Annotated in this window: 14 protein-coding genes and 1 riboswitch; of the genes, 8 read left to right on the top strand and 6 right to left on the bottom strand. The window is 75.4% G+C overall.

The annotated features are described in order from the left end of the window. Nucleotides 1-150: 150 nt before the first annotated feature. From thiE to K353_RS09460, 3 genes are read right to left on the bottom strand one after another with little or no spacing between them, the layout of a single operon-like run. On the bottom strand, nt 151-789 hold the full coding sequence (gene thiE, locus K353_RS09470) for a thiamine phosphate synthase (protein ID WP_111553243.1): 639 nt from the start codon (nt 787-789) through the stop codon (nt 151-153). A gap of 5 nt (nt 790-794) precedes the next feature. Then, complete coding sequence (locus K353_RS09465; protein WP_100835815.1) at nt 795-1,160, bottom strand: Rv2175c family DNA-binding protein; 366 nt, start codon at nt 1,158-1,160, stop codon at nt 795-797. Between the two features lie 20 nt (nt 1,161-1,180). Further along, nucleotides 1,181-2,386 (bottom strand): NAD(P)/FAD-dependent oxidoreductase, encoded by a 1,206-nt coding sequence (locus K353_RS09460; protein WP_111553129.1) that lies wholly within the window; start codon nt 2,384-2,386, stop codon nt 1,181-1,183. An 85-nt stretch (nt 2,387-2,471) separates the two neighbouring features. Beyond that, nucleotides 2,472-2,584: riboswitch (TPP riboswitch) on the top strand. Between K353_RS09460 and thiO the strand changes: the two genes are divergently transcribed. The 4 genes from thiO to pknB all read left to right on the top strand — a co-directional run bounded on the left by thiO (nt 2,580) and on the right by pknB (nt 6,610). Next, nucleotides 2,580-3,734, top strand: a complete 1,155-nt coding sequence (thiO, locus tag K353_RS09455) for a glycine oxidase ThiO (protein WP_111553128.1) — start codon at nt 2,580-2,582, stop codon at nt 3,732-3,734. Its footprint overlaps the riboswitch before it by 5 nt. Next, nucleotides 3,731-3,940: a sulfur carrier protein ThiS gene (gene thiS / locus K353_RS09450; protein WP_100835818.1), complete on the top strand. Its 210-nt coding sequence runs from the start codon at nt 3,731-3,733 to the stop codon at nt 3,938-3,940. Before thiO ends, thiS begins: the two co-directional genes overlap by 4 nt. A gap of 3 nt (nt 3,941-3,943) precedes the next feature. Beyond that, entirely contained in the window at nt 3,944-4,735 is a 792-nt protein-coding gene (locus K353_RS09445) for a thiazole synthase (RefSeq protein ID WP_111553127.1), read from the top strand. 132 nt (nt 4,736-4,867) lie between these two features. Then, a complete protein-coding gene (gene pknB / locus K353_RS09440) occupies nt 4,868-6,610 on the top strand; it encodes a Stk1 family PASTA domain-containing Ser/Thr kinase (protein WP_111553126.1) in 1,743 nt (580 codons plus the stop codon). A 49-nt stretch (nt 6,611-6,659) separates the two neighbouring features. Here the strand turns inward: pknB and K353_RS09435 are convergent, their stop codons facing one another. Next, nucleotides 6,660-7,289, bottom strand: a complete 630-nt coding sequence (locus K353_RS09435; protein WP_111553125.1) for a sulfite oxidase-like oxidoreductase — start codon at nt 7,287-7,289, stop codon at nt 6,660-6,662. Between the two features lie 297 nt (nt 7,290-7,586). Between K353_RS09435 and bfr the strand changes: the two genes are divergently transcribed. After that, the gene (gene bfr / locus K353_RS09430) at nt 7,587-8,069 is read left to right on the top strand and encodes a bacterioferritin (RefSeq protein ID WP_100835822.1); all 483 of its coding nucleotides are present in this window, start codon (nt 7,587-7,589) and stop codon (nt 8,067-8,069) included. 18 nt (nt 8,070-8,087) lie between these two features. Here bfr and K353_RS09425 read toward each other — a convergent pair whose 3' ends face one another. Together K353_RS09425 and K353_RS09420 are read right to left on the bottom strand one after the other, a co-directional pair. After that, complete coding sequence (locus K353_RS09425; protein ID WP_100835823.1) at nt 8,088-8,351, bottom strand: bacterioferritin-associated ferredoxin; 264 nt, start codon at nt 8,349-8,351, stop codon at nt 8,088-8,090. A gap of 147 nt (nt 8,352-8,498) precedes the next feature. Further along, the gene (locus K353_RS09420) at nt 8,499-9,830 is read right to left on the bottom strand and encodes a class II 3-deoxy-7-phosphoheptulonate synthase (RefSeq protein ID WP_100835824.1); all 1,332 of its coding nucleotides are present in this window, start codon (nt 9,828-9,830) and stop codon (nt 8,499-8,501) included. A 302-nt stretch (nt 9,831-10,132) separates the two neighbouring features. Between K353_RS09420 and K353_RS09415 the strand changes: the two genes are divergently transcribed. From K353_RS09415 to K353_RS09410, 3 genes are all read left to right on the top strand, one after another. Then, nucleotides 10,133-12,070: an anthranilate synthase family protein gene (locus K353_RS09415; RefSeq protein WP_111553124.1), complete on the top strand. Its 1,938-nt coding sequence runs from the start codon at nt 10,133-10,135 to the stop codon at nt 12,068-12,070. A gap of 165 nt (nt 12,071-12,235) precedes the next feature. Further along, nucleotides 12,236-12,586, top strand: coding sequence for a CU044_2847 family protein (locus K353_RS34285; RefSeq protein ID WP_158585377.1), 351 nt, complete (start codon nt 12,236-12,238; stop codon nt 12,584-12,586). Beyond that, complete coding sequence (locus K353_RS09410; RefSeq protein ID WP_158585376.1) at nt 12,583-13,485, top strand: trypsin-like peptidase domain-containing protein; 903 nt, start codon at nt 12,583-12,585, stop codon at nt 13,483-13,485. Before K353_RS34285 ends, K353_RS09410 begins: the two co-directional genes overlap by 4 nt. Nucleotide 13,486: the final 1 nt, after the last annotated feature.

Genomic DNA, 13,486 nt, shown 5'->3' with positions numbered 1-13,486 from the left:
AGCCCGCACGGAGTGCGAACGGCTCCGGCACGGCTCCCGACCGGGGGCGGGGCCGGCTCGTGACGACCGGATCGTGCCGAAGTGCCCTCCGAACCGCGCAGTTCCCCGCGCCCCTGTCGGGGCGGCGGTGCTTGCCCGGCCGGGAGGGCGTCAGTGGAGGCGGGTGGCGAGGGTGGCGGCGGCGGTGGCCGGGTCTTCGGCGGCGGTGAGGGCGCGGACGACGACGATCCGGGTGGCACCCGCGGCCAGGACCTGGTCGAGGTTGGCGGTGTCGATGCCGCCGATCGCGAACCAGGGGCGTTCGGGGTGCCGGGCGGCGGCGTGGCGGACCAGGTCGAGGCCGGGGGCGGGGCGGCCGGGCTTGGTGGGGGTGGGCCAGACCGGGCCGGTGCAGAAGTAGTCGACGCCGGGTTCGGTGATCGCGGTGTCGACCTCGTCCGCGCTGTGGCAGGAGCGGCCGATCAGCACGTCCTCGCCGAGGATGCGGCGGGCGACGCGGACCGGCAGGTCGTCCTGGCCGAGGTGCAGCACGTCGGGCCGGGCGCCGTACGCGACGTCGGCGCGGTCGTTGACGGCGAGCAGCTTGCCGTGGCGGCGGGCCGCGTCGGCGAAGACCTCCAGGTACTCCAGTTCCTGCCGGGCCTCCAGGCCCTTGTCGCGGAGCTGGACGATGTCGACGCCGTTGGCGAGCACCGCGTCCAGGAACGCGGGCAGGTCGCCCTGTTCGCGGCGGGCGTCGGTGCAGAGGTAGAGCCGGGCGTCGGCCAGCCGCTCCCGGGCGGTGGGCACGGCCGTCACAGGGCCATGGCCTGGGCGCGGCGCTTGACCTCGGTGGCGCGGTTCTCGCGCAGGGCCTGGATCGGGCTGCCGGGCAGGGAGTCGTCCTCGGTGAACATCCACTCCAGGATCTCCTGGTCGGAGAAGCCGGAGTCGCGCAGCACGGTGAGGGTGCCGACCAGGTGCTTGACCGGGCCGTCGTCCTCGATGAAGTCGGCGGGGACCTGGAGGGAGTTGTTGGGGCCGCGGCGGACGGCCAGCAGGGTGCGGTTCTTCACCATGGCGCGGACTTCGGTGATCACCACGCCCCACCGCTCGGAGATGTCGGGCAGGTACAGCCACGCGGGGACCAGGGCGTCAGTCTTGGGATCGATCTCGCTCACGGCCCCAGCCTACCCACCGGCTACCGCGCCGCGGCCTTCAGCTGGACGGCCGGGTCGGCGGCGCGCACCGGGTCGAGCGGCGCGGCGCGCTCGATCAGGCGGCGGCCCTGGGCCAGGTCGCGCGGCCGGTCGACGGCGAGCAGGGCGACCAGGGCGCCGTCGCGCAGCCACAGCACCGTCCAGTCGCCCTCGGACGGGGAGCCGCGCCAGAGCAGGTGGTCGGCCCCGGCGTGGCGGCCGGCGTACTGGACCACGCGGCCGAACTGCTCGGACCAGAAGTACGGGACGGGGTCGTAGGGGGCGTCGAGGGTGCCGAGCAGGGCGGCCGCGGCGGCGGCGCCGGAGTGCAGGGCGTGGTCCCAGTGCTGGACGGCGAGCCGGGTACCGGAGCGGGCGGAGGGGTAGGAGGCGCAGTCGCCGGCCGCGAGGACGCCGGGCAGGGCGGTGCGCAGCCGGTCGTCGACCGGGACGGTGCCGTCGGGGGCGAGGGCGAGCGGGCCGCCGGCCAGCCAGTCGGTGGCGGGGCGGGCGCCGACGCCGACCACGACCTCGTCGGCGGGCAGGTGGGTGCCGTCGGCGAGCAGCACCCCGCCGTCGGCGGTGCCGGTGACGGCCGCGCCGCAGCGCAGGTCGACGCCGGCGGCGGCGTACCAGTCGGCCATCAGGGCGCCGAGTTCGGCGGGCAGCGCGCCGGCCAGCGGGGTGGCGGCGGCCTCGACCACGGTGACCTCGCAGCCGAGTCCGCGGGCGACGGTGGCGGTCTCGGCGCCGATCCAGCCGGCGCCGACCAGCACGATCCGGCGGCCGGGGGTGAGGGCGGCGCGCAGCGCGCGGGCGTCGTCGACGGTGCGCAGGGTGCGGGCGCCGGGCAGGTGGGGCAGGGTGCGGGGGGCGGCGCCGGTGGCGATCACCAGGGCGTCGTAGGGCAGGTCGCCGCGGTCGGTGCGCAGGATGCCCGGGGCGAGGCCGGTGGCGCGGCGGCCGGTGAGCAGGTCGACGCCGAGGCCGGGCCAGTCGATCTCGAAGGCGGTGGCGTCGGCCTTGCCGAGCAGCACGTCCTTGGAGAGCGGGGGGCGGTCGTAGGGGAGGTGGGGTTCCTCCCCGACCAGGGCGAGCGGGCCCGGCCAGCCGCCCTGCCGCAGGTTGAGGGCGGTCTGGGCGCCCGCCATGCCCGCGCCGACCACGACGACCCGGTCCGTTGCCTTCAGCTCAGCCACGGCGCCCACCCTACCCAGGGCCGCCCGGGGGCGGCGGGGGGTCACCCGCGCCCGCGCCTTCGGGTGCCGGTCGGCCCGGCGTTAAGGTGGAGGTACTACGTCACACGGGAGCCCGGCGCACCGGGCTGAGAGGCGGGCTGTGGCGGCCCGCGACCGTCCGAACCTGATCCGGGTCATGCCGGCGAAGGGAGAATCAGCCGCTGTGGCACCTTCCCGCGCGTTGGACGTGCTGGTGGTCGGCGGGGGCATCATCGGCCTCGGGGTCGCCTGGCGCGCCGCGCAGCGCGGCCTGTCGGTCGCGGTGGTCGACCCGCACCCGGGCGGCGGCGCGGCGCAGGTCGCCGCGGGCATGCTCGCCCCCGTCACCGAACTGCAGTACGGCGAGGAGCCGTTGCTGCGCCTGGGCCTGGCGTCGAACGAGCGGTACGCCGCGTTCGCCGCCGAGCTGACCGAGCTGACCGGGCTGGACACCGGCTACCGGCCCACCGGCACGCTGGCCGTCGCGCTGGACGCCGACGACCGGGCGGAGCTGCGCGAACTGCACGCCTTCCACGGCCGGTTGGGCCTGGCCTCGGAGTGGCTGACCGGCCGGGAGTGCCGCCGGCTGGAGCCGATGCTGGCCCCGGGCGTGCGCGGCGGCCTGCACGTCGCCGCGGACCACCAGGTGGACGGCCGCCGGCTGGCCGCCGCGCTGGTCGCCGCCGGGGAGCGGCTGGGCGTGGTGTTCCACCGGGCCGAGGCCGCCGAGCTGCTGGTCGAGGGCGGGCGGGCGGCGGGCGTCCGGCTGTCGGACGGGGAGCGGCTGACGGCGGGGCGCACTGTGCTGGCCGGCGGTTCGCGCAGCCACCTGCTGCCGGGCCTGCCGCCGGGGGTGCTGCCGGCGATCCGCCCGGTCAAGGGCCAGGTGCTGCGGCTGCGGATCCCCGGGCGGTACGCGCCGTTCCTGTCCCGCAACGTGCGGGCCGTGGTGCGCGGGCAGCACCTGTACCTGGTGCCGCGGGCCGACGGCGAGCTGGTGGTCGGCGCGACCACCGAGGAGCAGGGCCACGACACCACCGTCACCGCGGGCGGCGTCTACGAGCTGCTCCGGGACGCGCACGAACTCGTCCCGGGGATCACCGAGTTGCCGCTGGTGGAGACCTGCGCGGGCCTGCGCCCCGGCTCCCCGGACAACGCGCCGCTGCTCGGCCCCACCGCGCTGAACGGCCTGGTCGCCGCGACCGGGCACTACCGCAACGGCGTGCTGCTCACGCCGGTCACCGCCGACCTGCTCGCCGACTATCTGGCCACCGGCGAACTCCCCGCCCTGGCCGCCGACTTCACCCCCCGCCGCTTCACCCCGAAGGTCCCCGCATGAACACCATCGCCCTGACCGTCAACGGCGCGCCGCGCACCCTGCCCGCCGCCACCACGCTGGACGTGGTGGTGGCCGAGGTGTCGGCCGCCAACACCGGCGTCGCCGCCGCCGTCAACGAGGCGGTGGTGCCCCGCAGTTCGTGGCCCGCCACGGCGCTCGGCGAGGGCGACCGGGTCGAGATCCTCACCGCCGTCCAGGGAGGCTGAACCATGGCGGACGACGCGCTGGTCATCGCCGGCACCCCCTTCTCCTCCCGCCTGATCATGGGCACCGGCGGCGCCCCCAGCCTGGAGGTGCTGGAGCAGGCGCTGAAGGTCTCCGGCACCGAGCTGACCACGGTGGCGATGCGCCGGGTCGACACCGCCACCCAGGGCTCCGTCCTGGAAGTGCTCTCCCGCAACGGCATCCGGGTGCTGCCCAACACCGCGGGCTGCTACACCGCGGGCGAGGCCGTGCTGACCGCCCGGCTGGCCCGCGAGGCGCTCGGCACCGACTGGGTGAAGCTGGAGGTGATCGCCGACGAGCGGACCCTGCTGCCCGACCCGATCGAGCTGCTGGACGCCGCCGAGACGCTGGTCGACGACGGCTTCACCGTGCTGCCGTACACCAACGACGACCCGGTGCTGGCCCGCAAGCTGGAGGACGTGGGCTGCGCGGCGATCATGCCGCTGGGCTCGCCGATCGGCTCCGGCCTGGGCATCCGCAACCCGCACAACTTCCAGCTGATCGTGGAGGCGGCGGGCGTCCCGGTGGTGCTGGACGCGGGCGCGGGCACCGCCAGCGACGTCGCGCTGGCGATGGAACTGGGCTGCTCCGCCGTCATGCTGGCCTCCGCGGTGACCCGCGCGCAGGACCCGGTGCTGATGGCGGAGGCGATGCGCAAGGCGGCCGAGGCGGGCCGGCTGGCCCACCGGGCGGGCCGGATTCCGCGCCGCTACTACGCCGAGGCGTCCTCCCCCGGCGCGGGCCTGGCCGACACCCGGGAGCGCCCGGCGTTCTGACACGCCCGTCCGGGGGCGAACCGGCCACCGCCGGGGGGCGTCCCCGTGGTCGGGGGCGGTTCGCCGATCCGCCCCGACATCCGGCCCCTCCCGGTGGGCGACCGGTCCGGCCCCTAGACTCCTCGGGTGGACATGACCCTCGACGACCCCCTGCACGGCGTGCTGCTCGACGGCCGCTACCGGATTGAGCAGCGGATCGCGGTGGGCGGCATGGCGACCGTCTACCGGGGCACCGACACCCGGCTGGACCGGGCGGTGGCGCTGAAGCTGATGCACCCCTCGCTGATCGGGGACGCCGACTTCACCGCGCGCTTCATCCGGGAGGCCAAGGCGGTGGCCCGGCTCGCGCACCCGAACGTGGTGAACGTGTTGGACCAGGGCGCCGACCCCCGGGCCGTGTTCATGGCCATGGAGTACGTGCCCGGCCGGAACCTGCGCGACGTGCTGCGCGACCGCGGGGCGCTGTCGGTGCGGGCCGCGCTGGACGTGCTGGAGCCGGTGCTGGCGGCGCTCGGCGCGGCGCACCGGGCCGGTCTGGTGCACCGGGACGTCAAGCCGGAGAACGTGCTGATCACCGACACCGGCCTGGTGAAGGTCGCCGACTTCGGCCTGGTCCGGGTGCTGGCGGGCGCCGACTCGGCCGTCACCTCCGGCACCGAGGCCGGGCAGCTGCTGGGCACCGTCTCGTACCTGGCGCCGGAGCAGATCCGCCAGGAGCCCACCGACCAGCGGGTGGACGTCTACGCGGCGGGCATCCTGCTGTTCGAGATGCTGACCGGCGGCAAGCCGCACACCGGGGAGAACGCCGCCCAGGTGATGTACCTCCACCTGCACGAGGACGTCCCGCCGCCGTCCCGGACCGCCCCCGCGGTGGGCCCGGAGCTGGACGCGATAGTGGCCGCCGCGACCGCCCGCGACCCGCTGGCCCGGCCGTGGGACGCGGTGGAGCTGCTGGCCGCGGTGCAGCGGGCCCGCCGCTCGCTGCCGGACGCCGAGCTGGACGCCGAGCCGCCCGCCTCGAACCGGCCCACCCCGCGCTACGGTCCGGGCGAGGCCACCGCGGTGCTCCCGCCGGCCCCGCCGCTGGAGCGCACCAGCGTGCTGGAGGTCCCGCCGGAACTGCTGCCGCCGGTGCGCCCGGCGGCGGAGGACGACGCCCCGGCGCGGTCCCGCCGCCCGCGCCGGGCCCGCCGTCCGGGCTTCGGCCGGCACCCGGCGGTCTGGACGGCGGTGCTGGTGGTGGTGCTGCTGGTGGTCGGCGCGGTGACGTACACGCTGTCCAACGCGGTGTACGCGACGGTGCCGAGCGTGCTGGGGCAGAACCGGGAGCAGGCGTCGGCGACGCTGGACGGGCAGGGCCTGCACGGGGCGTTCAGCGAGCAGTTCAGCGAGTCGGTGGCGGCCGGGCAGGTGATCTCCACCGATCCGGGGGTGGGCATCCGGGTCCGCAAGAGCGACCCGGTCAAGGTACTGCTCTCGCGCGGCCCCGAGCGGGTCGGGGTGCCGGACGTGGCGGGCCGCCCGCTGGCGGACGCCGTCAAGGCGCTGGAAGGGGCCCGGCTGGTGGCGGGCGCGACCGGCGAGCAGTTCAGCGACAGCGTGCCGAAGGGCTCGGTGATCTCCACCGACCCGGCGGCGGGCGGCGGCCTGTCGCCCGGCACGGCGGTGGCGCTGACCGTCTCCAAGGGCATGCACCTGGTGCCGGACGTCACCGGGATGGGCCGGGATGACGCCTCGAAGGCCCTCCAGGACGCGGGGTTCGTGCCGCAGGTCTCCGGGCTGATCCCGATCGGCAAGGTCACCGGCCAGTCACCGGCGGCGAACACGCCGGGCAAGCAGGGCAGCACCGTGACGATCACCGTCAGCCTGTTCTGACCGCACCGTCCGCGCCGGCCGCGCCGGCCGTCCCGGGTGCGGGGCCCGCTCAGCGCAGCGGGCCCTCCCCGGGCCGCTCCTGGTAGGAGTAGCGCTGCTCGCGCCACGGGTCGGCCAGGTTGTGGTAGCCGCGCTCCTCCCAGAAGCCGCGCCGGTCGGCCCGCATGTACTCGACGGCGCGCACCCACTTGGGGCCCTTCCAGGCGTACAGGTGGGGCACCACCAGGCGGACCGGGAAGCCGTGTTCGAGGGTGAGCGGGCGGCCGTCGTGGTGGGTGGCGAAGACGGTGGCCGGGTCGGCGAAGTCGGCGAGCCGCAGGTTGGCGCTGTAGCCGTACTCGGCCCAGACCATCACGTGGGTGACGGTCGGGTCGGGCGGGACGAGGTCGAGCACGGTCTTCGCGGCGACGCCGGTCCAGGTGTTGCCGAGCATCGAGAACTTGGTGACGCAGTGCAGGTCGCCGCGGACGGTGGTCTTGGGCAGGGCGTGGAAGGCCGCGAAGTCCCACCCGGCCTTCTCCGCGTCGGCGGTGGCGCCGAACACCTGGAAGTCCCAGCTCAGCGGCTTGAACCGGGGCACCGGCCCGTAGTGCAGGACGGGCCAGCCGCGCTGCGGGCGCTGGCCCGGGGGGAGCCTCGGGTCAGTCGGCGGCTGCGGTTCCGGCTGGTGCTGGCCCATGCCCCCATGGTGACAGACGGCGGGCGGCGAATCGCGCGCGCCCCCGTCGCGCGCCCCCGGGAAATGCGCCCCGCCGGAGGGGGGCGCGAAACCCGGAATCCGCGCACGCGTTCGGGCCGGATACCGCCGAACGGCCCAATCCGTCCGGCGTCGCCGCAGCTCAGCGCGGTGCGGGGCGGGCGGGAAAACCCGTCGGCGCGGCGGCTGTAAGCGTGAACTTACTGGAAGTGCACCCGTTCAACTGCCACGATGCGGGGCATCCGGACACCGACCGGAATGCGGACAGGAAGGCAGGCCATGCAGGGCGACCCCGAGGTCATCGAGTTCCTCAACGAGCAGTTGACGGCCGAACTCACCGCCATCAACCAGTACTTCCTGCACGCGAAGATGCAGGAGAACTTCGGCTGGACCAAGCTCGCCAAGTACACCCGGCACGAGTCCTTCGACGAGATGAAGCACGCCGAGATCCTGACCGACCGGATCCTCTTCCTGGACGGCCTGCCGAACTACCAGCGGCTGTTCCACGTCCGGATCGGGCAGACCGTCAAGGAGATGTTCGAGGCCGACCGGCAGGTCGAGGTCGAGGCGATCGACCGGCTGCGCCGCGGGATCGTGGTGATGCGCGCCAAGAACGACGTCACCTCGGCGAACATCTTCGAGGACATCCTCGCCGACGAGGAGCACCACATCGACTACCTGGACACCCAGCTGGAGCTGCTGGACAAGCTCGGCGAGGCGCTCTACATCGCGCAGCTGATCGAGCAGCCCGAGAGCAGCTGAACCGGGACGGCCCGGCCGCTAGGCGGCCTTCGGCGCCCGGCTCGGGGCGGCGCCGGGGGCCGCGGCGGCCGGGTCGGCCAGGCCGAGGCGCTCGGCCAGCCGGGCGGTGGGGCAGGGGCGGGCGCCGTGCTCGCCGAGCAGCGCCTGGATGCGCCGCACGCAGGAACCGCAGTCGGTGCCGGCCTTGCAGCCCTGGGCTATCTGGCGCGGGGTGCTGGCCCCCTCGTCGATCTTCTGCCGGACCTGGGCCTCGGTGACCGCGTGGCACATGCACACGTACATGTGCGGCCCCTTCCACGATTGGTGCGGTTTGCTGAGGCTTACCTTACCTGGCACTCCGGGTACGAAGAAGGCCCCTCCGCCTCGGATCACCCGAAAGCGGAGGGGCCTTCGTCACACCGGCCCCGGGGGGCCCGGTGCCCGCCGGTCCTACTGGCCGCGGTACATCTCGGCGACCAGGAACGCCAGGTCCAGCGACTGGCTGCGGTTCAGCCGCGGGTCGCAGGCCGTCTCGTAGCGCTGGTGCAGGTCGTCGACCAGCACCTCGTCGCCGCCGCCGACGCACTCGGTGACGTCGTCGCCGGTCAGCTCCACGTGGATGCCGCCCGGGTGGGTGCCCAGCGCGCGGTGCACCTCGAAGAAGCCCCGGACCTCGTCCAGCACGTCGTCGAACTTGCGGGTCTTGTGGCCGCTGGAGGCCTCGAAGGTGTTGCCGTGCATCGGGTCGGTGATCCACACCACCTGGGCGCCGGACGCGGTGACCTTCTCCACCAGGGCGGGCAGGTGGTCGCGGATCTTGCCCGCGCCCATCCGGGTGATGAAGGTGAGCCGGCCGGGCTCGCGCTCCGGGTCGAGCCGGTCGATCAGGGTCAGCGCCTCGTCCACCGTGGTGGTCGGGCCGAGCTTGACGCCGATCGGGTTGCGGATCTTCGACGCGAACTCGATGTGCGCGTGGTCGAGCTGCCGGGTGCGCTCGCCGATCCACACCATGTGGCCGGAGACGTCGTACAGCTCGCCGGTGCGCGAGTCGGTGCGGGTCAGCGCCGTCTCGTAGTCCAGGATCAGCGCCTCGTGCGAGGAGAAGAACTCGACCGTCTTGAACTCCTCCGGGGCCACCCCGCAGGCGTTCATGAAGGCCAGCGCCTGGTCGATCTCCCGGGCCAGCTGCTCGTAGCGCTGCCCCGCCGGGGAGTTGCGCACGAAGTCCTGGTTCCAGGCGTGCACCTGGCGCAGGTCGGCGTAGCCGCCGGTGGTGAAGGCGCGCACCAGGTTGAGCGTCGCCGCGGAGGCGTTGTACATCCGCTTGAGGCGCTCCGGGTCCGGGACGCGGGCCTCGGCGGTGAACTCGAAGCCGTTCACCGAGTCGCCGCGGTAGGTCGGCAGGGTCACGCCGTCGCGGGTCTCGGTGCTCTTCGAGCGGGGCTTGGAGTACTGGCCGGCGATCCGGCCGACCTTCACCACCGGCACGGACGCCGCGTAGGTGAGCACCGCCGCCATCTGCAGCAGGGTCTTCAGCTTGTTCCGGATCTGGTCGGCCGACACGGCGTCGAACGCCTCGGCGCAGTCGCCGCCCTGGAGCAGGAACGCCTCACCACGCGCGACGGCCGCGAGCCGGGCGCGCAGCTGGTCGCACTCGCCGGCGAAGACGAGGGGCGGATAGGAGGCGAGCTCCGCAAGGGTCTTGCGCAGAGCCTCTTGGTCCGGCCATTCAGGCTGCTGCGCCGCGGGCAGGGACTGCCAGGTGTGGTTAGTCACGGTCACAGGGCAAGGCTACGGGGTGGCGCGAGCGGATCGGTGCCGCCGCCCGCTGGGTGAGACGGGTCGTGGACGACTCCGCGGCCTCCTCCCGCGCCGCCCTCCGGTGGGCTAGGGTCTGCTCCGTGACCGCGACGCACACCTTCTCCTGGTGGTGGGCCAGCCCGTTGGGCGGCCCACTGATCGCGCGTCCCTAGCGACGAACGACGGCCGCCCTCCGGGGCGGCCGTCGGCGCGTGTGTGCAGCGTCACGGCCTCCCGGAGGCGGCGGAACCCCGCAGCCACCTCCCGGAAGGAAACCCGCAGCCGTGACCCCCACCGCCGCCGACCTGCTCGCCCGGCTCACCGCCCCCGGCGCCCCGGCCTTCGCCCTGCTGCACCGCCGCGCCCCCCGGCTCGCCCCGGACACCGTCGAGCTGCTGATCGGCGAGGTCTCCGACCACCCGGCGCTGGCCGACCTGCCGGTCCCCGCCGGCGTCCCCGCGGACGGCCCGCGGCACGACCTGCTCGCCCTCGTCCCCTACGCGCAGATCCGCGAACGCGGCTTCGCCGCCCGCCAGGACGGCACCCCGCTGCGGGCGCTGTCCGTCGCCGAGCAGTACGCGCTGCCGCTGGCCGAGGTGCTGGCCGCGCTGCCCGACGCCCCGGTCGAGCTGCGCGGCGGGGAGTTCGACGTCGACGACGAGGAGTACGCGGAGATCGTCCGCCGGGTGGTCCGGGACGAGATCGGGCGCGGCGAGGGCGCCAACTTCGTGATCCGGCGCGACTTCCGGGCCGAACTGGCCGGGTACTCCACCGCCACCGCGCTCACCCTGCTGCGGCGGCTGCTGGAGCACGAGCGCGGCGCCTACTGGACCTTCCTGGTGCACACCGGCGACCGGGTGCTGGTCGGCGCCTCCCCCGAGGTCCACGTCCGGCAGTCCGGCGGCACCGTGGTGATGAACCCGATCTCCGGCACCTACCGCTACCCGGCCGGCGGCCCGACCGCCGGGTCGCTGCTGGAGTTCCTGCACGACCCCAAGGAGCTGGAGGAGCTCACCATGGTGGTCGACGAGGAGCTGAAGATGATGTGCGCGGTCGGCGACCTCGGCGGGCAGGTGCTCGGCCCGCGCCTGAAGGAGATGGCGCACCTCGCGCACACCGAGTACGAGCTGCGCGGCCGCACCTCGCTGGACGTCCGCGAGGTGCTGCGGGAGACCATGTTCGCCGCCACCGTTACCGGCAGCCCGGTGCAGAACGCCACCCGGGTGATCGACCGCTACGAGCGCGGCGGACGCGGCTACTACTCCGGCGCGCTCGCCCTGATCGGCCGCTCCGCCAGCGGCGGCCAGCAATTGGACTCGCCGATCTGCATCCGGACCGCCGACATCGACCCCGCCGACGGCTCGCTGGTGGTCCGGGTCGGCGCCACCCTGGTCCGGCACTCCGACCCGCACTCCGAGGTCGCCGAGACCCACGCCAAGGCGGCCGGCGTGCTCTCCGCGCTCGGCGCCCGCCCGGCCCGCTCCGCCCGGCAGTCCGCCGCCCGGCCCCGGCTCGGCGAGGACCACCGGGTGCAGGCCGCCCTGGACGCCCGCCGGGCCGGCCTGGCCCCGTTCTGGCTGCGGATGCAGCGGCCCGCCACACCGCTGCCCGGCGCCGACACCCTGATCGTCGACGGCGAGGACACCTTCACCGCGATGCTCGCCCACCTGCTGCGCTCGCTCGGCCACACCGTCACCGTGCTCCGCTACGACGCCCCCGGCCTGCGCGAACGGGCCGCCGCCCACCCCGGCCCGCTGCTGCTCGGCCCCGGCCCCGGCGACCCGGCCGACCCCGCCGACCCGAAGATGGCGCTGCTGCGCCCGGTCGTCGCCGATGCGCTGACCGCCGCCCGCACCGGGACCCGCACCGCGCCGCTGCTCGCGGTCTGCCTCGGCCACCAGCTGCTCTCCGCCCGGCTCGGGCTGCCGCTGGTCCGCAAGGACGTCCCGTACCAGGGCGCCCAGGAGCGGATCGACCTGTTCGGCACCCGCCGCACCGTCGGCTTCTACAACACCTTCACCGCCCGCTGCGACGACGCGACGGCCGCCCGGCTGGCCGCCGAGGGGATCGAACTCTCCCGGGACGCCCGCACCGGCGACGTGCACGCGCTGCGCGGGCCGGGCTTCGCCGGGCTCCAGTTCCACCCCGAGTCGGTGCTCACCCGGGAGGGCGTGCGGATCGTCGCCGACCTGCTGCCCGCCACCGCGGCCGTCGTCCGCTGAACCCGCCGGGCGCGGACGGACCGGCCGGGCCGACCCGGGCGGTCCGTCCGCGCCCGGCCGCCCGCGCCGTCCGTTCCGCTTCCGTCTCGCTTCCGGAAAGGCCTGGATCTCGCCGAACCCGACTGGTATTCATGACCTGCCGCACAGTCATGAATTGGGGGATGCATGACGTACTCGTCCGGGCCCGGCACCGTCGAGATCACCATGGACGACGGCACCGTCGTGCACGCCGCCGTCCGGGCGGGCTCCGCGCCCGCCGCGGGGGACGCGGGCGCGGTCGCCAGCGCGGTCACCCACAGCCTCGGCGAGGTGCGGCGCACGGTGCGCGCGGTCGGGCGGTGGGCCCGCGAGACGGCCCGCGAGGCGGGCGACCCGGACGGGTTCGAGGTGGAGTTCGGCCTGAACCTGGGGGTGAAGTCCGGCCGCCTGATCGGCGTCCTGGCGGAGGCCAGCGGCGAGGCGAGCCTGGTGGTCCGGCTGAGCTGGCAGCGGCCGGACGACCGCCCCGCCGAGTGAGCCCGCGCACCGCACCCGCCGCCGCGGTACGGCTCACCGACCCGGCCGGGGCCTTCCTCGGCAGCGGCTTCCACCTCGGCGCGGGCCTGCTGGTCAGCTGCGCGCACGTGGTGCACGGCCGCCCGGAGCTCACCGCCCGGCACGGCACCGGCGCCCACCCGGTGCGCGCCGCCCGGCTGTTCCCGCCCGAGCCCGCGCCCGGCGCCGCCGCCTACCCGCCCCCGGACCTCGCGCTGCTCACCGCGCCCGGCCTGGCCGGCGCCCCGGCGGTGCCGCTGGGCTCCGCCGACCCGGCGGGCGACACCTCCGTCCTGGTGCACGGCTTCGCGGTCAACCCGGTGACCGGCGAGGTCGGCCCGGAGTCGGCGCTGCTGGCCGTCGCCGGGCCGTCCGGCCTCGGGCTGCGGGTCCAACAGGGCTGGATCCCGCGCGGGTTGAGCGGCAGCATGGCGGTCGACGGGCAGGGCCGGGTGGTCGGCGTGGTCAAGGCCACCGCGGACGGCGGCGGCCCGGCGGGCGGCTGGATCACCCCGCTGTCCGCGCTGCTGCCGCTGCTGCCCCCGGCGCTGGCCCCGGCCCCCGCGCCCGCGGCCCGCCCGGCGGTGACGGCCGGCGAGATCGCCCGGCTGCTCGGCACCCCGGCGCTGTTCCAGGACCCGGCGGCCCGGCTGGAGCTGGTCCAGGCGGTCGGCGAACGGCTGGGCCCCGGCGAGGAGATCAGAGTCCCGTACCACCCGCTGGCCGCCCTGCACCTGCGCGCCGTGGCCGGCGCCTGCCTGCACCACCGCAGCCCCGACCGGGCGCTGCGCGCCCTGCTCGCCGGGGCCCGCGAACTGTGCGGCCCGCACCGGGCCCTGGACGAGCTCGGCGCCCTGCTCGACCCCGGCCCGGAGGAGTGAG

This window comes from Kitasatospora sp. SolWspMP-SS2h, from assembly GCF_003259315.1.
Lineage (GTDB): Bacteria > Actinomycetota > Actinomycetes > Streptomycetales > Streptomycetaceae > Kitasatospora > Kitasatospora fiedleri.
The sequence above is the reverse complement of the archived record's forward strand: the minus strand, read 5'-3'. Positions and strand labels throughout refer to the sequence as shown.